Origin of the sequence: Hydrocarboniphaga sp. (assembly GCF_965279055.1) — a bacterium.
In the GTDB taxonomy this organism is placed as follows: domain Bacteria; phylum Pseudomonadota; class Gammaproteobacteria; order Nevskiales; family Nevskiaceae; genus Hydrocarboniphaga.
Window position 1 is genome coordinate 2903487 of record NZ_OZ257125.1, and the last position, 21215, is coordinate 2924701.

At 66.0% G+C, this 21215-nt stretch carries 18 protein-coding genes and 1 tRNA gene; 9 read left to right on the forward strand and 10 right to left on the reverse strand.

Annotated features, from left to right (window positions below; all coding sequences use genetic code 11):
* Positions 1–146 precede the first annotated feature (146 nt).
* Positions 147–1409, reverse strand: coding sequence for a glutamyl-tRNA reductase (gene hemA, locus ACQZF9_RS13110; RefSeq protein WP_428309417.1), 1263 nt, complete (start codon positions 1407–1409; stop codon positions 147–149).
* 239 nt (positions 1410–1648) lie between these two features.
* Here hemA and ACQZF9_RS13115 point away from each other — a divergent pair, with 239 nt between their 5' ends.
* The 5 genes from ACQZF9_RS13115 (at position 1649) to ACQZF9_RS13135 (ending at position 5987) form a co-directional block, all read left to right on the forward strand.
* Entirely contained in the window at positions 1649–3388 is a 1740-nt protein-coding gene (locus ACQZF9_RS13115) for a tetratricopeptide repeat protein (RefSeq protein ID WP_428309418.1), read from the forward strand.
* Complete coding sequence (gene lolB, locus ACQZF9_RS13120) at positions 3385–4020, forward strand: lipoprotein insertase outer membrane protein LolB (protein ID WP_428309419.1); 636 nt, start codon at positions 3385–3387, stop codon at positions 4018–4020. The genes ACQZF9_RS13115 and lolB overlap by 4 nt, the downstream gene beginning before the upstream one ends.
* On the forward strand, positions 3984–4874 hold the full coding sequence (gene ispE, locus ACQZF9_RS13125; RefSeq protein ID WP_428309420.1) for a 4-(cytidine 5'-diphospho)-2-C-methyl-D-erythritol kinase: 891 nt from the start codon (positions 3984–3986) through the stop codon (positions 4872–4874). Before lolB ends, ispE begins: the two co-directional genes overlap by 37 nt.
* A 27-nt stretch (positions 4875–4901) precedes the next feature.
* Positions 4902–4976 (forward strand) — tRNA-Gln (locus tag ACQZF9_RS13130).
* 57 nt (positions 4977–5033) lie between these two features.
* The gene (locus ACQZF9_RS13135) at positions 5034–5987 is read left to right on the forward strand and encodes a ribose-phosphate diphosphokinase (RefSeq protein ID WP_428309421.1); all 954 of its coding nucleotides are present in this window, start codon (positions 5034–5036) and stop codon (positions 5985–5987) included.
* Between the two features lie 195 nt (positions 5988–6182).
* Here the strand turns inward: ACQZF9_RS13135 and ACQZF9_RS13140 are convergent, their stop codons facing one another.
* The 3 genes from ACQZF9_RS13140 to ACQZF9_RS13150 form a co-directional block, all read right to left on the reverse strand.
* Positions 6183–7670, reverse strand: coding sequence for a DegQ family serine endoprotease (locus ACQZF9_RS13140; protein ID WP_428309422.1), 1488 nt, complete (start codon positions 7668–7670; stop codon positions 6183–6185).
* 249 nt (positions 7671–7919) lie between these two features.
* Positions 7920–9227: an ATP-binding protein gene (locus ACQZF9_RS13145; RefSeq protein WP_428309423.1), complete on the reverse strand. Its 1308-nt coding sequence runs from the start codon at positions 9225–9227 to the stop codon at positions 7920–7922.
* The gene (locus tag ACQZF9_RS13150; RefSeq protein WP_428309424.1) at positions 9224–9880 is read right to left on the reverse strand and encodes a response regulator; all 657 of its coding nucleotides are present in this window, start codon (positions 9878–9880) and stop codon (positions 9224–9226) included. The genes ACQZF9_RS13145 and ACQZF9_RS13150 overlap by 4 nt, the downstream gene beginning before the upstream one ends.
* Positions 9881–10165: 285 nt before the next feature.
* Between ACQZF9_RS13150 and ACQZF9_RS13155 the strand changes: the two genes are divergently transcribed.
* On the forward strand, positions 10166–10861 hold the full coding sequence (locus ACQZF9_RS13155) for a 50S ribosomal protein L25/general stress protein Ctc (RefSeq protein WP_428309425.1): 696 nt from the start codon (positions 10166–10168) through the stop codon (positions 10859–10861).
* A 91-nt stretch (positions 10862–10952) separates the two neighbouring features.
* On the forward strand, positions 10953–11537 hold the full coding sequence (gene pth / locus ACQZF9_RS13160) for an aminoacyl-tRNA hydrolase (RefSeq protein ID WP_428309426.1): 585 nt from the start codon (positions 10953–10955) through the stop codon (positions 11535–11537).
* Positions 11538–11558: 21 nt separating this feature from the next.
* Here pth and ACQZF9_RS13165 read toward each other — a convergent pair whose 3' ends face one another.
* The gene (locus ACQZF9_RS13165) at positions 11559–12137 is read right to left on the reverse strand and encodes a hypothetical protein (RefSeq protein ID WP_428309427.1); all 579 of its coding nucleotides are present in this window, start codon (positions 12135–12137) and stop codon (positions 11559–11561) included.
* 90 nt (positions 12138–12227) lie between these two features.
* Here ACQZF9_RS13165 and ychF point away from each other — a divergent pair, with 90 nt between their 5' ends.
* Positions 12228–13325, forward strand: a complete 1098-nt coding sequence (gene ychF, locus ACQZF9_RS13170; RefSeq protein WP_428309428.1) for a redox-regulated ATPase YchF — start codon at positions 12228–12230, stop codon at positions 13323–13325.
* A 42-nt stretch (positions 13326–13367) separates the two neighbouring features.
* Here the strand turns inward: ychF and ACQZF9_RS13175 are convergent, their stop codons facing one another.
* Entirely contained in the window at positions 13368–14462 is a 1095-nt protein-coding gene (locus tag ACQZF9_RS13175) for a HoxN/HupN/NixA family nickel/cobalt transporter (protein ID WP_428309429.1), read from the reverse strand.
* Between the two features lie 65 nt (positions 14463–14527).
* Positions 14528–16600 (reverse strand): TonB-dependent receptor, encoded by a 2073-nt coding sequence (locus ACQZF9_RS13180; protein WP_428309430.1) that lies wholly within the window; start codon positions 16598–16600, stop codon positions 14528–14530.
* 144 nt (positions 16601–16744) lie between these two features.
* Here ACQZF9_RS13180 and nikR point away from each other — a divergent pair, with 144 nt between their 5' ends.
* Positions 16745–17182 (forward strand): nickel-responsive transcriptional regulator NikR, encoded by a 438-nt coding sequence (gene nikR / locus ACQZF9_RS13185; RefSeq protein ID WP_428309431.1) that lies wholly within the window; start codon positions 16745–16747, stop codon positions 17180–17182.
* Between the two features lie 86 nt (positions 17183–17268).
* On the opposite strand, the gene ACQZF9_RS13190 is transcribed toward nikR, so the two are convergent.
* The 3 genes from ACQZF9_RS13190 to ACQZF9_RS13200 all read right to left on the reverse strand — a co-directional run bounded on the left by ACQZF9_RS13190 (position 17269) and on the right by ACQZF9_RS13200 (position 21021).
* On the reverse strand, positions 17269–19314 hold the full coding sequence (locus tag ACQZF9_RS13190) for an alkaline phosphatase (RefSeq protein WP_428309432.1): 2046 nt from the start codon (positions 19312–19314) through the stop codon (positions 17269–17271).
* A gap of 153 nt (positions 19315–19467) precedes the next feature.
* Complete coding sequence (locus ACQZF9_RS13195; protein ID WP_428309433.1) at positions 19468–20040, reverse strand: hypothetical protein; 573 nt, start codon at positions 20038–20040, stop codon at positions 19468–19470.
* 156 nt (positions 20041–20196) lie between these two features.
* Positions 20197–21021, reverse strand: coding sequence for a hypothetical protein (locus ACQZF9_RS13200; protein ID WP_428309434.1), 825 nt, complete (start codon positions 21019–21021; stop codon positions 20197–20199).
* Between the last annotated feature and the right edge of the window lie 194 nt (positions 21022–21215).

Here is a 21215-nt window from a genome sequence, read left to right on the forward strand (position 1 = left end):
CTCATTATCGGTCGAGACGCGGGTCGGCGCAGTCCCTTCGAGAGCTCGCAAGCGCGGATCAGTGAGAACCGGAAGACCGGGAGCGCGTCCCGTTCCTCCCGAGCCGTCCGCGCTTTTGCGGGCGTATCGAGGGACGCGGACGCCCGCTAATTTTCTTCGTCGGGCAGATCGAACAGCTTGCGCGCGGAGGTCACCAGCATCGCCTGCTCGACACTGCTGGCGGCGCGCAACTGGCTGCTGGGGGCGTGCAGCAGCTTGTTGCTGAGGGTGTCGGCGACGAAGGCGATGACGTCTTCGGCGGAGGCGCCGTTGGCGAGGCGCTTGCGCGCCTTGGCCAGCACCTGGTCGCGATGCGTGCGCGCCGCGGCGCGGATTTGCGCGATGGTCGCACCGGCGTCTCGCCCTTCGAGCCAGTGTGCGAATTCCAGCGCGTATTCGGCGATCAGCACCTCGGCCTGCTTGGCCGCGGCGCTGCGCGCCTTCATGTTGTCCTGCACCACATCGCGCAAATCGTCGAGCGTGTACAGGTAGACGTCTTCGAGCTGGCCGATTTTCGGATCGATGTCGCGCGGCATCGCCAGGTCGATCATGAAGACCGGCTTGCGGCGGCGCTTCCTGACCGCCGCCTCCATCGTGCTGCGCTCGATGATATGGCCACGCGCCGCGGTCGACGACACCAGCAGGTCGACGTCCGGCAGATACGAGGCCAGGTCGGTCAGTGGGATCGCATAACCCTGCACTTCGCGCGCGAGTTTCTCGGCCTTGTCGAGGCTGCGGTTGGCGACGATCAGGCGTTGCACGCCCTGGCTGCGCAGATGGCGCGCCAGCAGTTGCACGGTTTCACCGGCGCCGATCAGCAGCGCCGTGGTTTCGCGAAAGTCGCTGAAGATGCGCTTGGCCATCTGCACCGCGGCGTAGGCCACAGATACCGGATGCGCGCCGACCTGGGTCTGGCTGCGTGCCAGCTTGGCGACCTGGAACGCGTGCTGGAACAGCCGCGACAGCACCGGCCCGAGCACGCGCTGGCTCTGCGCGGTGGCGAAGCTCTGCTTCATCTGGCCGAGAATCTGCGGCTCGCCGACGATCATCGAATCCAGGCCCGCGGCGACTCTCAGGCTGTGCAGCACCGCGGCCTGATCGCGGTGCGTATAGATGAACTGTTCGAGGTAGTCCTGCGGCGCATTCAGCTCGCGGCGCCACCATTCCATCAGCCGGCCTTCGTCGTCGGCGGTGGTGATCGCGAGGATTTCGGTGCGATTGCAGGTCGACAGGATCGCGGCTTCTTCCACACCCGGCAGCGCCCGCAGCCGCGCTAGTGCCGCGGGCAGGTCTGCATCGGTAAAGGCGAGCCGCTCGCGCGCCTCGACCGGCGCGCTGTGGTGGCTGAGCCCTAGTGTTATCAAGGCCATGAGCTACCTGTATTAGCCGGGGCATTGTCCTGCACCGGTTCCGCAGCGACAAGTGCAAGCCCCGTGCCGCGGCGAGCCGCCGCGCGGCGATCCGGCTGCGACACGGGCTGTGCAAGGAACCGCGCTACCATTGCGCAGTCCCAGTGTGACGACGCCCGGCCGCTTTCGCGGCGGGCGGCGGTTGCGACGTCTCCCCGATCAGCCCGATGTTTGCCCCGATTCGTCTTACGGCCCAAAAAGTGACCCTGAACTTCCGCAAGCTCGCCTTCCCCGCCCTGGCCCTGGGCCTGCTGTCGACCGCATCGGCTTTCGCCCAGGGCAAGGCGCCCGCGGCGCCGGCCGCCGATGCAGCCGAACCGGCCGAGCCGGACGACGCCGTCGGCGTCAGCGACCCGGAAGCGCAGTTCCACATCATGACCGGCGAAATGGCCGCCAATCGCGGCCAGCCGGGCCTGGCGGCGACCGAGTTCCTGGCCGCGCTGAAGACCGTGCCCGACCCGGCACTGGCGGCGCGCGCCACCAGCCTGGCGATCAGCGCCGGCAATGGCGGCCTGCTCGAGCTGACCGCGCGGCGCTGGCTCGAGATCGAGCCGAACAACATGGACCCGCGCGAAGTGATCCTGCAGCTGGGCCTGCAGCGCGGCGACGCCGACGAGGCCTACACCCAGGCCGACGCGATCATCAACGGCCATGCCGGCGGCCGCGACGACGGCTTCCGCCACGTCGCGCTGCTGATGGCGCAGCAGCCGGGCAAGCCCGACACCGCGCTGGGCGTGCTCAAGCGCCTGGTCGAGCAGTATCCGAAAGAGCCCGGCGCCTACTACGCGACCGCTCTGGTGACCCTGCGCTACGACCAGACCGACGCCGCTGAAGCCGCGGCGCGCGAAGCGGTGCGGCTGCGGCCGGAATCGCGCGAAAACACGCTGCTGCTGGTCGGCGTGCTGGTCAAGCAGCAAAAGATCGACGAGGCCGACTCGACGATGGACGCGCTGGCCAGGCGCAACAAGAAAGAGAGCGGCGACCTGCGCCTGGCCTACGCCAAGCTGCTGCTGGAATCGAACCTGCGCGATCGCGCGCGCGCGCAGCTGGAAAAAATCCTCAAGGACAATCCGAAGAACGAGGACGCGCAATATGCGCTGGCGGTGTTCAACGTCAACGACGGCAAACTCGATGTCGCCAAAAAGCAGTTTCAGGGCCTGACCAAGAACATCGAGCGCGCCAGCGATGTGCACTTCCAGCTCGGCCGCATCGCCGAGCGTCAGAAGCGCTATGAAGACGCGCTGGCCGAGTACAAGCAGGTCAACACCGGCAACGCCGCGCTCGACGCCGCCGTGCGCCGCGCCGCAGTGCTGGCGCAACTCGGCCGCAGCGGCGAGGCGCGCGAAATGCTCGCCGAAATGCGCACGCAGTTCCCGCCGCTGGCGCAGCGCCTGCGCATGGCCGAAGGCGAAATCCTGCTGGAAGCCAACAAGCCTGAGGAAGCGCTCGCCGCCTACAACGACGCGCTGCGCGAGGCGCCGAACGACGCCGACCTGCTGTACGGCCGCTCGCTGGTCTACGACCGCACCGGCGACCAGGCCGCGTCCGAAGCCGACCTGCGCGCCATCATCAAGGCCAAGCCCGACGACGCGCGCGCGCTCAATGCGCTGGGCTATCTGCTGACCGTCAACGGCAAGCCCGAGCGCCTGTCCGAGGCTCAGGACCTGATCGGCAAGGCGCTGACGCTGGATCCCGACGATTCCGCGATCATCGACAGCATGGGCTGGGTCAAATACAAGCTCGGCCAGAACGAGGACGCGCGCGGCTACCTGCAGAAGGCCTACGACAAGACCCCGGACCCGGAAATCGCCGCGCACCTGGGCGAGGTGCTGTGGGTGCTCGGACAGCGCGACCAGGCGCGCAGCGTGTGGACGCGCGCGCTCAGTGACAGCCCCGGCCACAAGACCGTCGTCGAGACCATGCAGCGCCTCAATCCATGAGATCGTGCGCCGCGGCGCTGGTCGCCGCGACGACGCTGCTGACGCTGCTCGCCGGCTGCGTCGGCGCACCGCTGGCGCCGCAGCGCGAGGACTCGCCGGCCGCGCGCGAAGCGGCCTGGCGCCTGCACCAGAATTCGCTGGTCGCGATCGATCACTTCCTGATGAATGGTCGCGTCACCAGCGCCGAACTCGCGCTGCGCGCCGACCTGCGCTGGAACCAGGGCGCCGACGGCCACTTCGAGCTGCGCCTGGCCGGGCCTTTCGGCGCCGGCGCGGTCGAGCTGCGCGGTGACGCGCAGGGTGTGGAAGTGCGCAACTCCGACGGCGTGCAGTACACCCGGGACCCGGAAGCCTGGATCCGCGCACGCTACGGCTGGACGCTGCCGATCGCCGGCCTGCGCTACTGGGCGCTGGGCCTGCCGATCCCGCAGGCGCCGTCGCAGCACCAACTCGACGCCGACGGCCGTCTCGACACATTGACCCAGAACGGCTGGCTGCTGCGCTATACCGAGTACCGCGCGCAGAACGGTTACGATCTGCCGCGCCGCTTCGAGGCCAACAACGGCCGCGTCACACTCAAACTACTGATCGACACATGGGACGAGCTGCCCACTCCACTTCAGACACCCTGACCCACCCGTTCTCGGTGGATCACGCCTGGCCGTCTCCGGCCAAGCTCAACCTGTTTCTGCACGTCACCGGCCGCCGCCGCGACGGCTATCACGAACTGCAGACGGTGTTCCAGTTTCTGGACTACGGCGACTCGCTGTATTTCACGCCGCGCGGCGACGGCGTCTGCCAGCGCGTCGAAGGGCCCGAGGAAATCCCGGCGGATCGAGACCTGGTGGTGCGCGCGGCGCGACTGCTCAGCGAAGTCAGCGGCGCCGGGCTGGGCGCCGACATCCGCGTGATCAAGCGCATCCCGATCGGCGGCGGTCTCGGCGGCGGATCGAGCAATGCGGCGACGACCCTGGTCGCATTGAATCGCATCTGGAACCTCGGCCTGCCGTTTGATGAGATCGCCGAACTCGGCCTGCGCCTGGGCGCCGACGTGCCGGTGTTCGTGCGCGCGCATGCGGCCTGGGCCGAAGGCGTCGGCGAACGGCTGTGGCCGATCGAGCTGGCCGAGCCCTGGTATCTGGTGGTGACGCCACCGGTGTCGGTGTCGACCGCGGAAGTGTTTGGCTCCAAGGAGCTGCGCCGCGACACGCCGCTGGTGGATCTGCAGCAGTTCCGCACCGGAGCCGTCGGCAACGACTGTGAGCCGGTGACGCGCGCGCTGCATCCGCCGGTCGGCGCCGTGCTCGACTGGCTGGCCCAGCATGGCATCGCGCGCATGTCCGGCACCGGCGCCGCCTGCTTTCTCGCTTTCGACACGCTCAAGCAGGCCGAGCGCGTTCGTCACGAGGTGCCCACCGAATGGCGGGCATTTGTCGCGCGCGGGCTGAATCGCTCGCCGCTCGCGGATATAATGCGCGGCCTCTGAGCTCGGCTCAGCCGGTTTCAAAGTTTTTGGGGCGTAGCCAAGTGGTAAGGCAGCGGGTTTTGATCCCGTCATTCGGTGGTTCGAATCCATCCGCCCCAGCCAGTTTCTCGTTGTCGTCCTTGTCGTCCTTTCCGCAGCGCCTAGCCACGAGATCGCACCATGTCCGACAGTCAGTTGATGCTATTCACGGGCAATGCAAATCCGCAGCTCGCCCGCGAAATTGCCAACTACATGCGCATCCCGCTGGGCAAGGCCGCGGTGAGCCGTTTCTCGGACGGCGAAGTCCAGGTCGAAATTCTCGAAAACGTCCGCGGCAAGGACGTGTTCGTGATCCAGCCGACCTGCGCGCCGACCAACGACAACTTCATGGAGCTGGTGATGATGCTCGACGCGCTCAAGCGCGCGTCGGCGCAGCGCATCACCGCGGTCGTGCCCTACTTCGGCTACGCCCGCCAGGATCGCCGCCCACGTTCGGCTCGAGTGCCGATCAGCGCCAAGGTCTGCGCCGACATGATCGGTGAATGCGGTGCCAACCGCGTGCTCACCGTCGACCTGCACGCCGACCAGATCCAGGGCTTCTTCGACATTCCGGTGGACAACGTCTACGCCTCACCGGTGCTGCTCGGCGACATCTGGCGTCAGAAGTACGAGAACCTGATCGTCGTCAGCCCCGATGTCGGTGGCGTGGTGCGCGCACGCGCCGTGGCCAAGCGCCTGGACGACGCGGACCTGGCGATCATCGACAAGCGCCGTCCGCGCCCCAACGAAGCCAAGGTGATGAACATCATCGGCGACGTGCGCGGCAAGACCTGCGTGCTGGTCGACGACCTCGTCGATACCGCCGGAACGCTGGGCCAGGCAGCCGGTGCGCTCAAGGACGCCGGCGCCATTGCCGTCGTCGCCTACGTCACGCACCCGGTGCTGTCTGGCGCCGCGATCAGCAACATCAACAACTCGCGCATCGACAAGCTGGTGGTCACCGACACCATCCCGCTGTCGCCGGAAGCCGCGGCCTGCCCGAAGATCCGCCAGCTGTCGATCGGCGGCCTGCTCGCCGAGACCATCCGCCGCGTCAGTGCGGAAGAGTCGGTCAGCTCGCTGTATCTGGACTAGCCCGTCATTCCCGCGCACGCACGAATCCAGTAAAGCCGTAGCCCGGGTGAAACCCGGGGGATTGCGGTCTCCATCACCGGTCGATCCCGGGTTTCACCCGGGCTACTCGATACAACAGCGGGTCACACCCGCCCTGCCACATCAAGGCGGTAGCCCGTGGAGGAGTGCCGTCCCCACGGGCGCCGCCGTTGTTTTTTAACCGAGGTCCACCGGCACGAAGATCCGCGCGTCGCCGCGCTGGATCAGCAGCGCGATGTGCCGATCGGCCTTGGCGGTGATGTCGCGCAACTGCTTGACGCTGTCGATGCTCTTGCCGTTGGCCGACAGCACGATGTCGCCCGGGCGGATGCCGGAATCCGCGGCGGCGCCGGCGACGTTCTGCACCAGCAGGCCGCCCTTGACCTCGACCTGTTTCTGCTCGTCGCTGGTCAGCGGGCGCACCGCCAGGCCAAGCTTGCCCGAGGCCGCCACGTTGTCGTCGGCGTCGTCGGCACTGGCGAGCTGCTTGTCGGTCATCTCGTCCAGCTTGGCGCTCAGCTCTTTCTCGCGGCCGTCGCGCCACACCGTCAGCTTGATCTTGTCGCCGGGGCTTTTCGCGGCGACCTGAGCCGGCAGCTGCGCGTTGTCCTCGATGGTCTGGCCGTCGAGCTTCAAGATGACGTCGCCGGCCTCGATGCCGGCGCGCTGCGCCGGGCTGTCCTTCTCGACATTCGACACCAGCGCGCCGTAAGGCTTGTCCAGGCCGAAGCTCTTGGCCAGATCCTGGGTCACCGCCTGGATGGTCACGCCGAGCTTGCCGCGCGACACCTTGCCGGTGGCCTGCAGCTGCTTGCCGACGTTCATCGCGACATCGATCGGAATCGAGAAGCTGACGCCCTGGAAGCCGCCGCTGCGCGTGTAGATCTGCGAATTGATGCCGACCACTTCGCCGTCGAGATTGAACAGCGGGCCGCCGGAATTGCCGGGGTTGATCGCCACATCGGTCTGCAGGAACGGCACGTAGGAGCCGTCCGGCAGGGTGCGGCCCTTGGCGCTGACGATGCCCTGGGTGACGCTGTTTTCGAAGCCGAACGGGCTGCCGATCGCGACCACCCACTCGCCGACCTGCAGCTGTGCCGGATCGCCGACCTTGACCGTCGGCAGATCGTGCGCGTCGATCTTCAGCACCGCGATATCGCTCTTGGTGTCCTGGCCGATGACCTTGGCGGTGAACTCGCGCTTGTCGGTCAGCTTGACCGTCACTTCCTTGGCATCGGCGACGACGTGGGCATTGGTCAGGATCACGCCGTCGGCGCCGAGGATGAAGCCCGAGCCTTCACCGCGCACCGCCGAATCCGGAATCTGCTGCTGCGGAAACTGGCGGAAAAACTGGCCGAAGGGGCTGTTGTCGTCATCGTCGCCAAAGCCCGGGAAACCGCGCAGCTGGCCGCCGCTGCGGTTCGAGGTTTTGACCGTGCCCTTGGTGGTGATGTTGACCACCGCCGGGCCGTAGGCGCGCACCATCGCGGAAAAATCCGGCAGCGCGGCGCGGCCGACCACGCCACTGGCCTGCGGCACCGGCGCCGCCACCGGCACCACCGGTGTCGCCTCGTGGCCCATCGCGAAGATCGTGGCCGGCAGGCCAACGACGGCCGCGCCCAGCAGCGCGGCGGCAAACGGGTTGCGGACGAATTTCAGCGACATCGTTGATCTCCAGTGTGGCTTTGCAGGGCGAAACCGCCCTTGTCTGAGCTGGAGATTGAGGGCCGAGACTTAAGAAAGAGTTAAGACGCACCGGCGGCTGTGAAACGATGCGTAACGACGGCATCACGACACCCCGCTCGTCCCGAGTAGCGGGCATGGCCCGCGTATCGAGGGATCCGACCGCGATCCGATCCCTCGATACGCCTCGCAAGCGAGGCTACTCGGGACGAATGGAGCGTCGTCGGAACATCAGGGAAAGCGCACCGTCACACTGAGTCCGCGGCCGGCAAGGCCATCATCCAGGCTCACCACCGCGCCGTGCGCGTCGGCGATGCTGCGCACGATCGCCAGGCCGAGCCCGCTGCCGCCGGCGCTGTTGCCGGCGACGCGATAGAAACGGTCGAACACGCGGCCGCGTTCGGCCGGGGGAATGCCAGGCCCCTCGTCGGTGACGCGCAGTCGCAGCGCGCCATCGATGCGCTCCACCTGCACGTCGACGCGACTGTGTTCGGGCGCATACCGCAGCGCGTTGTCGACCAGGTTGCGCAGCAGCGCGCGCAGGCCTTCGGCATCGCCGCGCACCGCGCCGGGATCGCGTGCGTCCAGACCCAGATCGATGTGCCGCGCATCGGCCGCCGGCAGCAGGTCGGCGACAACGTCGCGCGCCAGATCCGCCAGCACCACCGGCGCATTCACATGCGCCTGCGCTTCCGGCGCGTCCTGCCGCGCCAGTGCCAGCATCTGCTCGACCAGCCGCGCGGCGCGGTCGATGCCGGCGTTCAGCGCAGCGATGGACTCGTGGCGCTCGCTGTCGCTGGCGCCGTCGAGCGCGCGCAGCTGCAGGCGCAGCGCAGTCAGCGGCGTGCGCAGCTCGTGCGCGGCGTCGGCGATGAAACGGCGCTCGCGATCGCGCAGTGCCGACAACCGCGACAGCAGGTCATTGAGTGCCGAAACCAGCGGCCGCACTTCGGCCGGCAGCTGCTGCGTCGGCAGCGGCGCGCCCTCGCCGGCCGGGCGAGCCTCGACTTCGCGCGCCAAGCTGCGCAGCGGCCGCAGCGCGCGGCCGACGGTGATCCAGATCAGCAGGCCGAGCAGCGGCAGGGTCAGCGCCAGCGGCGCCAGCAGGCTGGCCGCGAGTCGCGCCGCGCGCTGCTCGCGCACGCGCATCGGCTGCGCCACCTGGATCACGTTGAACGGCGTCTGCAGGCCGTAGACACGCCAGCGCGCGTCCGGCGTCTGCACGTCGGAGAAGCCGAACCGGGTCAGGCCGGGCATGCTGGCGTGCCGCTGCGATGAGTACACGCGCACGCCGGTCAGGCTCCACACCTGCACCACCAGATCGGCCGCGGCCTCGCGCTCGCCGTAGGCCGGCGAGGTCGGCAGAAAACTGCGGTCGCGCAGCGCCAGCGCGGTTTCGTGCAGCTGCTCGTCGAACACGCGGTCGGCCTCGGCCAGCGCGCGCTGGTACAGACCGACGCCGACGATCGCGCCGGTCAGCAGCAGCGCCAGCATCAGCAGCAACAGCAGCCGCGTGCGCAGCGACCAGGGCGGCATCATGGCGCCAGCCGCCAGCCGATGCCGCGCACGTTCTGGATCGTGCCGGGGCTGAGCTTCTTGCGCAGCCCGCTGAGGTGCACCTCGACCGCATTGCTTTCCACTTCTTCTCCCCAGCCGTAGAGCCGGTCTTCGATCTGGCCGCGCGACAGCACCTGGCCGGGGCGCTCCAGCAGCGCCTGCAGGATCGCGAATTCGCGCGGCGACAGGTTCAGCTCGACGCCTTCGCGGGTGACGCGGCGCGAGGCCGGGTCCAGCGCCAGGTCGCGGTGCTCGATCAGCGCCGCGGCGCTGCCGGCGCGACGCCGCTGCAGCACGCGGATGCGCGCGGCCAGCTCGTCCGGGTCGAAAGGCTTGACCAGGTAGTCGTCGGCGCCGGCGTCCAGGCAGGCGACCTTGGTCATCACCGCATCGCGCGCGGTCAGGATCAGCACCGGCGTCCTCGATCCGCGCTCGCGCAGCTGGCGCAGCACGTCCAGGCCGTCGCCGCCGGGCAGGCCGAGGTCGAGCAGCAGCAGCTCGTAGTCCTGGGCGAGGGCCGCGGTCAGTGCGTCGGGCGCGCTGCGCACCCAGTCGATCACGTGGCCGCGCCGGCGCAGGTCCAGGCGCAGGCCCTCGCCTATCATCGCGTCGTCTTCGGTCAGCAGGATGCGCAAGGGCGGTCGGCCGGGTTCGGGGAAGGCGCATAGCCTGCCGGCTCGGCGCCAAAGGTCAAGGCTGCACGGACCGCTTGAACCGCGCCCCGTTCCTCCCGAGTGGCCGCAACGCGGCGTATCGAGGGACGCCTGCGAGGCCGGTCGGGTGCCTCGATACGCGGGCCAGGGGACGCGATCTGGTCGCAATTTGACCGCCTCGCCGCTACAATGCGCGCCCCTCGCTGGCTGGTCGCGGTCGGCGGGTCGTCGAAACGCTGCGTTCGCAGCATCACTACAGAGAATCCCATGAGACAGAAATTCACGATTGAAGCCGAAGCGCGTACGGAGCAGGGAACGGGTGCGAGCCGCCGTCTGCGCCACGCGGGTCGGGTCCCGGCGATCGTCTACGGCGGCAAGTCCGAGCCGAAGATGATCAGCGTCAACCACAACGAGCTGTGGAAGAATCTCAAGCACGAGACCTTCTACTCCGCGATCGTCACGCTGAAGATCGGCGGCGAGTCCGAGCAGGTCGTGCTCAAGGATCTGCACCGCCATCCGGTGCGTGAAGCCGTGCTGCACATGGATCTGCAGCGCGTGCTCGCCGACGTGCTGCTGCGCGTGCGCGTGCCGCTGCACTTCAAGGGCGGCGACGTCGCCCCGGGCGTCAAGGTCGGCGGCGGCGTGGTCGAGCACCTGCTGAACGACGTCGAAGTCGAGTGTCTGCCGGCGAACATCCCGGAGCCGTTCGACATCGACGTGTCCGCGCTGAACCTCAACGAGTCGATCCATCTGTCGCAGATCAAGCTGCCGGAAGGCGTCGAGCTGGTCGAACTCAAGCACGACAACGACCTCGCCATCGTCGCCATCCACGTGCCGCGCGCGGTTGAAGAAGAGCCGGTCGTCGAAGCCGCTGCCACCGAAGTCCCGGCCGCGAACCAGAAGGCTGCCGATCCGAAGGCCGCCGCTGGCGCCAAGCCGGCGGCTCCGGCGAAGAAGAAGTAAGCCGCACCGCGACGAGCCGCATCGTCGTCCAAGAGCCCCGCCTTCACCGGCGGGGCTTTTTTGTTAGTGTTTTTGTTAGCGTGTAAGTCCCATGCCCGAAGACAAGAAAATCATCGCCATCGTCGGCCTCGGCAATCCCGGCGCCGAATACCAGCGTACCCGCCATAACGCCGGCTTCTGGTTCGCGGATTTGATCGCGGACCGCTTCCGCGCGGACTTTCGCAGCGAGTCGAAATTCTTCGGCGCGACCGCGCGGGTGAAGATCGCCGGCACCGACGTGCTGCTGCTCAAGCCCACGACCTTCATGAACAAGAGCGGCCAGGCTGTCGCCGCGCTGGTCAATTTCTACAAGCTGACGCCGGACCAGCTGCTGGTCGCGCACGACGAGCTGGATCTGCCCGCCGGCGCGATGAAGCTGAAGATCGGCGGCGGCCACGGCGGCCACAACGGCCTGCGCGACATCCACAAATCACAGGGGCCGGATTACCGGCGCCTGCGCGTCGGCATCGGCCATCCCGGCGACAAGAACCTGGTGCTGGACTACGTGCTCGGCCGGCCGTCAAAAGCCGACGAAGAGGCGATCTTCAACGGCCTGGCGCGCTCCGCCGATGCCGTCGAAACCTGGCTGTCGACGACCTGGGACAAGGCCACGCAGCAATTGCATACGTCGGCCTGAACCGACCTCAGCGCGGCCGCCTCAGCCGCCGGGCGGCGGCAACGGGGAAGGCAGCGGCGCCGGCAGCGCCTGCGGACGCACCGGCTCGCCCATGTTCAGCGGCGTCTGCGTCGCACGCGGCGGTGGCGGTGGCGGCATTGCATTGGCCGGCGTCGTCGCGCCGCCCGCTCCGGCACTGGCGCTGTCGACATAGGCGCGGACCAGCAGATCGCCATAGACGGTCTTCATCTGGCTGGAATTGTCGGTGCCCAGATACACCGGCATCGTGAACGAGCTGAGCTGCGACTGCGTGGCGCCGCGCGGCTCGTAGATCTGCACGTCGAGCAGCGCCTGGCCGGCGACGCCCGGCAGACCGATCGCGCGCACGTAGGCGCGCAGCGCGCCGACCGGGCTTACGGTCAGCTCGGTGCGCTGGTCGCTGGGCACCGTGGTCGGCGCGACGTTGTAGGTTTTGCCCTGGTAATCCAGGCTCATGCGCAGGCTGTAGCCGCCCTGGGCGCGCGCCGCACCGCTGGCCAGCACCGACAGCAGCAGCGCCAGACCGAACCGACGCGCAAAAACGAGGATAATGGCGGCCGCTGTCGCTGCAGGCTGTTCCATGGGGTTCTCCTGAGATGTTCTTATCGGGCTATTTCGAGAACCTGTTTAACACCCGCCGCGAGTCGTAATCAACTGACAGGAATCATCCCCTTGGGTATCAAATGCGGCATCGTCGGCCTGCCTAACGTCGGCAAGTCCACTCTCTTCAATGCGCTGACCAAGGCGCAGATCCCGGCGGAAAATTATCCGTTCTGCACGATCGAGCCCAACGTCGGCATCGTCGGCGTGCCCGACCCGCGCCTCGCCGCGCTGGCCGAGATCGTCAAGCCGAACAAGATCCTGCCGGCCGCGGTCGAGTTCGTCGACATCGCCGGGCTGGTCGCCGGCGCGAGCAAGGGCGAAGGCCTGGGTAACCAGTTTCTGCAGCATATCCGCGACACCGACGCGATCACCCACGTGACGCGCTGCTTCGCCAATGACGACATCATCCACGTCGCCGGCGGCGTCGACCCGATCCGCGACATCGGCATCATCAACACCGAACTCGCGCTGGCCGATCTCGATGCCTGCTCGCGCGCGCACGACCGCGCCGCCAAGGTCGCCAAGACCGGCGACAAGGCGGCGATCGCGCGCGTCGACGTGCTGAAACTGTGCATCGCCCAGCTCGACCAGGCGCTGCCAGTGCGCGCACTGGCACTCGACGCCGATCAGAAAGCCGCGATCCGCGACCTGAACCTGATCACCGCCAAGCCGCTGCTGTACATCGCCAACGTCGACGAAGCCGGCCTGTCGGTCGAAAACGAATACCTGAAAGCGGTGCGCGAACTCGCAGCAGCCGAGCACGCCGACGTGGTGCCGGTGTGCGCCGCGATCGAAGCCGAAATCGGCCAGCTCGACGAGGCCGACAAGCTCGAGTTCCTGAAAGACCTCGGCCTGGAAGAGCCCGGCCTGAACCGCGTGATCCGCGCCGCCTACAACCTGCTCGGCCTGCAGACCTACTTCACCGCCGGCGTGCAGGAAGTGCGCGCGTGGACCGTGAAAGTCGGCGCCACCGCGCCGCAGGCAGCCGGCGTAATCCACACCGATTTCGAGAAGGGCTTCATTCGGGCGGAGACGATTTCGTACGCGGACTTCATCCAGTACAAGGGCGAAGCCGGTGCCAAGGAAGCGGGCCGCTGGCGGCTGGAGGGCAAGGACTACATCGTCAAGGAAGGCGACGTATTGCACTTCCGCTTCGCTAACGTCTAGCAGGCGTCGACATTCACCCTACGATCGCTTGCTCAGCAGGCTTCAACCGCGTTGGTAAAGATTTTCGTCGTGCGCATCCAGTTTGAATCGTTGACCGATGCGGCCGAACTTCCAGACCGCTACCGACAGGCACCAGGCCAAAAGGAACAGGCCGACGATCAGATAGCCGAGCACCCCGAAGTCCAACGAAGCGATGAAGTCGGACAGGCGACCGTGAAGGCCCAGCTGGGCTATCAAGACCTGCGACAGCTCGATCGAGCCGATGACCAGAGCGACCGTAACCGACAGACCGGTGGTCGCCGCGTTGTAGAAAATCTTTCGCACTGGATTGAGGAAAGCCCAGTCGTAAGCCTTCGACATCAGCACGCCGTCGGTGGTGTCCATGATCGCCATGCCAGCGGCAAACAGCAGGGGCAGCGACAACACTGCCCCGATCGGCAAGTCGCCAGCCGAGGCACCGGCTGTCATGCCGAGAAACGCCACTTCCGATGCCGTATCGAAGCCTAGGCCGAACAGCAGGCCCAGCGGGTACATCTGCCAGCTGTGATTCAACACCTTCTGCAGCCGCGTGCCGAACAGCCGGTTCAGCAGCCCTCGTTGGGAGAGCAATTGATCGAGATGCGCGTGGCTATGCGCGCCGGTCCTGGCCTTCTCCCACAGCTTCAGAATATCCATCAGCACCAGCAAATTCAGAACGCCGATGATCAGCAGGAAGCTGCCGGAGACCGCGGTGCCGATGATCTTCCCGACATCCTGCATGCCGGGCAGTTGTTGCTTGACCACCACGCCGGCGAACGCGATGACGATCGAAAGAATCAGCACCACCGACGAGTGCCCGAGCGCAAAAAAAAGGCCGGTACCGAGCGGTCTCTTCCCCTTCTGCAGCATGAAGCGGACGGAGTCATCGACGGCGGCAATGTGGTCGGCATCGAAGGCATGCCGAATGCCAAGCATATAGGCGACGAAGCCCAGACCAATCAGCGCCGGGTACATCGCAGCGAAGTGCAGATACAGCCCCCAGCCCAGCAAGTGCAAGACGGCAACCACGCCGTATATCCCGGATAAACGCGCCCATTCGCCGGGCGTGAATGTCATGAAACCGGTCAAGGACTTGGGGCTGAGGCCGATGCTGGGCATTCGCGAATCACCGTTTCAGGACTTGCGTCGCCTCAGCCGAGGCGACGATACGACCGACCGCTTTTTTAAAAAGCAACACCGGCCGTGAGTCGAACCGAACGCGGTTCCACCGGATGAAAGTGGTAGTCGGACACGCCCTCGGCAGGTTCGCCCGGAAGCCGCGATTCGTAGTAGTAGGTGATGTCGTGATCGTGGCTGTCGAGCAGGTTCAGCACCTGCAGGTTGGCCGTGTAGCGATCCAGGAATCGATAGCCGACCTGGGCGTTGACGACCGTCGTCGAATTGGACCGCTTGCTGTTGTCTTCGACCAGCGGTCCTGCTCCGAGGTGGCGCAGGCGAATGCCGGCGCTGATGCCGTGGGTCTCGGGCACCGTGATACCCAGCGCGAACGTGTTTTCGATCGAGTTCGGAATGCGGTCGCCGTCTTCCGAATCGAGCCGTGCGTGGGCATAGGCGTAGTCCGCATCGACCACCAGCCACGGCAGTATCGAGTAGTACACCGACAGCTCGACACCGCGACGCTTGCTCGATCCGCTGGGCTCGTTGCCGCCGGCGTCGCCGACGTAGACCAGCTCGGAATCGAAGTCGAGCTGCCACAGCGAGGCGGCCAGCGTGACGTCGGGAATGATGCCGCTGGACACACCGATTTCGCTGCCACGCGACTTCACCAGCGCATCGACCTTGTCCTGCGGCGTGACGCCGTCGACCGGATCGACTGTCGTGGTGACGCCGCGCGCATCGTTGCTGTGAAAACCCTGGCCGTAGTTCACATAGAACTGGGTGCGATCCCAGGGACCGAAGATCAGCGCGACTTTCGGGCTCAGAATCGAGTCGTGATCCTTGCTGGAGTTGTCATCGTTGTCGCTGTCGACATCGAACGAATAAAAGTCACCACGCAGGCCGAGCTGCGAACGGAACCAGTGCGTCCACTTCTGTGTGCTGCTGGCGTAGAGGCCGGCGCTGCCTTCCTTGACCTGGTCCTGACGCACGGTGTCCGTGCGTACGCGCGCCGTCGTCAGCGCCAGGCCGACCGGGTCGATGTCGTCATACCGGCCCTGCAGGCCGACGGTGAAGTCGATCGGGATTGCGGTCGGCAGCAACCAGTAGCGGCGCGCGTTGAGGCCATAAACCATGCGGTCGTCGAACTGGTTGAATTGGTCGTCCGGCTGGTCGTCGGCATCGCTCGGATCGCTGAGGAAGTAGCTGAAATCCGAGTACAGCTGCATTTTGTATTTCAGCGCGTAAGCCTGCGCACGCCAGTTGCCGCCGTCGGCGAGTCCACGGAATTCGACATTGGCGCTATAGCGATGCACGTTGCCGCCATCGGTAGGATCGATGAAGCCGAGCCGGTCGATGTCGCCACTGTCGACCGCGCGCTGCGGAATCTGGTCCGGCGCGAGATAGTGGATGTTGTAGGTCATCAAGGAGGCCGTCATGCCCTCCAGCTCGCTGCCGCGGTTGTAGCGCGCAACGGTCGCATACTTGCGCACGTTCTCGTCGAGATCGAACGGTCCGCCGTAGCGCGTCGCTTCGGCGCCGAGCAGCAACTTGCCGCCGAGCACCGTCGGCGTGCCGGCGAGCAGCAGGCTGCGGTAGTCGAACTCGCCGATGGTGACCTTGGCGATGTTCTGCGGCAGCTCGTCGACATAGCGCAGGTTCGCCGAGCCGGCGGAGGCGAAGTCGCCGACATCCGCGTAGTACGGGCCCTTGCGATAGTCCAGCGAGCCGATCAGCTCGGGGATGATGAAATTGATGTCGGCATAACCCTGGCCATGCCCATGCGTGCGCATGTTGACCGGCAGTCCGTCGACCTCGGTGTAGAAGTCGGTGCCGTGGTCGAGGTTGAAACCACGCAGGAAATACTGGTTCGCCTTGCCCTCGCCACTGTGCTGCGTGACCATCAGGCCGGGCACGAATTCCAGCAGTTCGCCGGCGCGCGAGATCGGCCGCTCGGCCAGCTGATCGGCGGTCACGTAGCCCTGGGTGGATGAGGACGACTCGTCCTGCAGGGTCTGCTCGCCGGTGACCGTCACCGGGTCGAGTTCGACCGGCACGCCGCCGGCGTGGGCAGTCGACAGCGCGTTGATGCAGCACAACACCACGATGGTCGCGATCGTACGCGTCCCCAGACTGCGCATGCTTTTCCCCTGGCTAAACGCCGAAAGTAGCCGGCTTGTATGACGATATAAAGAATGTGCTTACGCAACGGATCCCGCATCGGATGCAGGCCGCTGCGGGGCGTGCTAGAAGTCGCGTTGAAATGCCACTTTTTGGAGTGATGCGTGCGCCGCTACACGATTTCGATCGAGGATGAACTCGCCGACCGCTTCGAGGCATGGTCCGAGCAACACGGCTACGAGAATCGCTCGGAGGCGATCCGCGACCTGTTGCGCGATCGCCTCGGCGCCGAAACGCTGCAGGCCGGCAAGAACAGCCACTGCATCGCCGCGGTGACCTATGTCTACGATCACCACGAACGCGACCTGAGCCGGCGGCTGGCAGACAAGCAGCACGAGCACCACGATCTCACGGTATCGACGCTGCACGTGCACCTGGATCATTCCCAATGCATGGAGGTTTCGGTGCTGCGTGGGCCGAGCCAGCAAGTGATCAAGGAGGCTCAACTGCTGATCGCCGAACGCGGCGTACACCACGGACACGTGCACACGGTGCCGGTGCCAGGGCCCTCGCTGGTGAAGCTGCGTCCGCACAAGCACTGACCGCTCCGAACGATCAGCGCAGGTCCAATCAAAAAGCCACCGGAGCACGCTCCGGTGGCTTTTTTTCAGCAGGTTTCACTCGCGATTTATTTCTTCGTACCCATCGTCGTCGCCTGCACCAGCTGGAAGAACACGTCGGTGTTGTCCATGGTGCCGTGGAACAGCGAATAGCCTCGGCCGGTCGCGTTCAACGGGACATCGTTGGCGGTGTGGACGGCGGTCGTGTCGGGAACCTGGCCCGTGATCAGCAGGCCGCCCGCGGTGTCCTGGTTGATCGGCAAGCCGGGATAGGTGCTGAGCGGGGCGACGGCGATGCCGGGCTGCTGGCTATCCTTCAGTGGCTTGTCGTTGGCGAGAAAATCTTCGTAGCGATCCGCGTTGGCGCCGTAGCCGATCAACATCTTGAAGTCCGGATTCATCGTCGTCGGATAGCCGTCGGCTTCGATGCTGTACTTGGGAAAGCCCGCGGCGTCGTAGGTGCCGACGGCCGCGCGCGGACCCGTGGAGCCCGTGCCGCCGCCCGACTGCGAACGCGTCAGCAGGTCGGCATTGGTGACCTTGGAGGCACCGATGATCGATGCACCGGCGCACTCGTGGTCGGCCGTCACGATGACCAGGGTCTTGCCCGGTGCCTTGTCGGAGAAATCCTTGGCGACGCGGATCGCCTTGTCGAACTCGATGGTGTCGTGAACGAAGCGGTCGGTGTCCATGTTGTGCGCCTGCTTGTCGATCGATGCGCCTTCCACCAGCAGCACGAAGCCGGCATCGTTGTCGTTGTTGAGCACGCTGATCGCCTTGTCGGTCATCTCGGGCAGCAGAGGCTGGTCCGGGAAACCGTAGTCGTCGACGATCGTCGAGGTGCCGCGGCGCTTGCCGATCTTGTCGTAGCTGACGTTCATGTTCGACAGCGCGAACAGGCCCAGCAGCGGGAATTTGTTCTTCGCGGAATCCATGCTCGACTTGTCGGACGCATAGCTCCAGCCGGCACTCTGAAATTCGCCGATCAGGTTGCGCGCCGGGTCCGCAGCGCCAGGTGCAACGCCCCAGCCGGCGACGATGTCGGCGGGCAGCACGTAGTCCAGCGCCGCGGTGCGGCCGGAGCCGTTGAAGTTGGCGCTGGCGCCGGCGTTGCCGCAGTTCGGCTCGCTGCCGGTGCAGGTGGTCGGGTTGGGCAGGAACCACTTGCGGCCGCCGCCCATCAGCACTTTCAGACCGGTGGTGGCGCGGTCGTCGAAGAACTGGTCGACGATGCCGGAGCCGGCACCGCGGTTCGAAGTGTGCGCCGCCATCGACGCCGGCGTCGCATCGAACACGTCGGCGGTGGTGACGATGCCAAGCGACTTGCCGGTCGTGCGATGCAGGAATTCCGACAGGTATTCCACACGCGGATTATCGAACGCGGCCGCGGTGTCGTCGGGGAACACGCCTTCCTGGTTGTTGGCGGCCTTGTTGCCCGTCACGTAGTTCTGCATACCCGGCGCAGAGTCGGTGACGATCGAGTTCAGCGACGAGGTCTTGATCATCGCGGTGTTCTCGAAGGTGTCCATCGCCAGCGGCGTTTTCGCCTTGCCCATGACGATGCCTTCCTGGACGATGCGGGCCGCGGCGCGATGGCCGGTGCCCATGCCGTCGCCGAGCAGAATGATCACGTTCTTGACCGTGGCAGTGCCAGCGAACAGGTCGACAATCTCGAAGTTGCCGTCGGCGGTGACGGTGGCTCCGTTGCTCTGCGTGGCGCTGAAGGTCAACACGTGCTCGCCCGGCGTCGCGTTGGTGTAGGCGCGGTACGAGGCAACCGCGGTATTGGCTGCCAGGCCGGCATTCAGGCCGGTGGTCACCAGCGAGGTCACGCCGCCGCTGGAGGGCGTCACGACGCCGACGGATGCGCCATCGACGAAGAATTCGGCGCGGCTAATCGTCTGGCCAGCATCGGGTTGCACGGTGGCCTGCAGATCGAAGCGCTGGCCGGGGACGAAGCGCGCGATCACCGGGCTGCTTTCGCCGCCGGCGCTGGCGAACAACACGCTCGGAGGCGTCAGGCGCGACACGCTGAGGGCGTGGGCCTGGCTGCAGAACGCACTGGCCAGAGCGATGCTCCAGACGCTGCGAAGTAAAATTTTGCGGGTGGACATGAGCTGGAACTCCTCGGATGTGGCGTGGTTGTGCGGCGGGAAAACCTTGCGGACATGCAGCAGCCGACGGTGGCGGAGGCCGTCGAACCATCGGCTGGGGTAAGGATGCGGAGCGAGCTTCTTGCCCGACTTCCGCACCGGGTTTGAAGACGCCTAGCTGCCGTGAGCGGAGGGTTTCGGCACGGCTGCCGCGGTGATCGCGGCGTCCATTGAATCCAACTGCAATCGCACGTAGGAGACGCGGCCATCCGGCTCGGTCTTGCCGCCGATATCCAGCACACCGGTGACTTCAACCGGCGATGCAACGTAGGCGGTGTTATGCGTATCAAGCTCCTTGGGCAGCCGCACGAATACCGTGGATGCCGGCAAGTCGTCGGCTGGACCGTCGGCATGCTCACCGAGACCCACGCGGACCGGCGCCAGCATGAAGAAGCCCGGCATCGGCTCGTCGTCGTGAACCATCAGGCCGCGGATACGCACGCGCTGTCCCTGCAGGCTCAACAGGCGCGGCGTGGGTTCAAGCCCATACGCGCCGATCGGCATTTTGTAGAAGTCCGAGAAAGCCAGGTCGGCCGCTGGCGGCAGTGTTGCCGCCGGCGCCGCTGCCTTATTCGCGACGTCCTGTGAGGGCTTGGCCAAGGGCTGAGCCGCGCAAGCGGTCAACACGGCGAGCATCGCCAGAGTCGTCAGCTGCGCAGGCAGCCGACCGCGCTTGATGTTCTTCATCGCAAATCCCCTTGCCATCGAATAACGACGTCTAAGTCTTTTGGGCTGGCTTTTGGGCTGGCCAGAGTTTCTGGTGACTGCCACACCGTGCAGCCAGTGTGACGTTTCTCTATTTCAGCTTAATGAGCATTTCGTGACGGCTCGGCAGGCCAGCCTCTAGGAGGCGGCCGCCCCACTCAAGCCGGATGATCCCGGCGATCCATGCAGGCGCGCAGCGCCAGGCCGGTCACGCATGGGGGCTCCTCGACAGGCTAGCGGCGGCGCGACCGTCGGCGCGCGTGCAGGTGACCCGGCAAGCTCCGGGTCGACCCTGTCATTGGCACGAACGAATCGGATGAACGACTGCATCAGGCGGCGCCCGGAGGCAGACAGCTCCGAGTTCTCGACGAATTCCTCGGTGATCTCGGCTATCGGGCGGGCGCCGAGCATCCGCAACACCAGGCGCACCGGCTTTTCGATCGAACCGGCTTTCCAGCCGCTCTCCAGCAGGTGTTCGAAATAGCGCTGCACGAGGCCCGCGTGAGCGGGCGTTGCTTCTGAGAGGAGCCTGCGCGTCGCTTGCAGCTTGTCTCGTTGCGAAAGGAGCATCGGGCTAGGAATTTCCACCTGACACTGGCGAAGGAACAGCATCACCGTCTTCGATCGACGGATTTCCTCAGGCCGAAGTCGTCGGAGAATCGTTCCTGCCGACAGGGTTTCACTTCCCTCGAATCGCTCGTCAAGGAGTTGGAAGATCGAGCCGTCGTCCTCCAGGCGGTCGATGGCTCGACGGACCGCGCCACGTTGGATCTCTGCCTCGATGAACTGCTCGTAGAGGTGGCGGGTCCAGGCCTGGGTGAGTGCCGATGCGATCGGCACCGCGCTGCGACGCAGGCGCACCTCCCAGAAGTGAAGCCGGGAAGCCTGGCCGGACTGATCACCCTCGATACGAGTGCAGTGGCGGCACAGCATTCCATCGGCGGACGTGAGAGCGAAGGACACGCGCTTCTTCCCGCACCGTGCACAAGTCTGTCGCGGTGCTCGAGTTGCAGTCCGAATCGCGGGTGCCGGGGCTTTGATTTTTTCGATCATGGATAGAGTCGCGACGCTGAATCAGATCAGTCGTCAGGACACTAAGTCATCGATATGTCACACAGATTACGAATTCGTAATTCGTATTAACCTGGTCTGTGGAA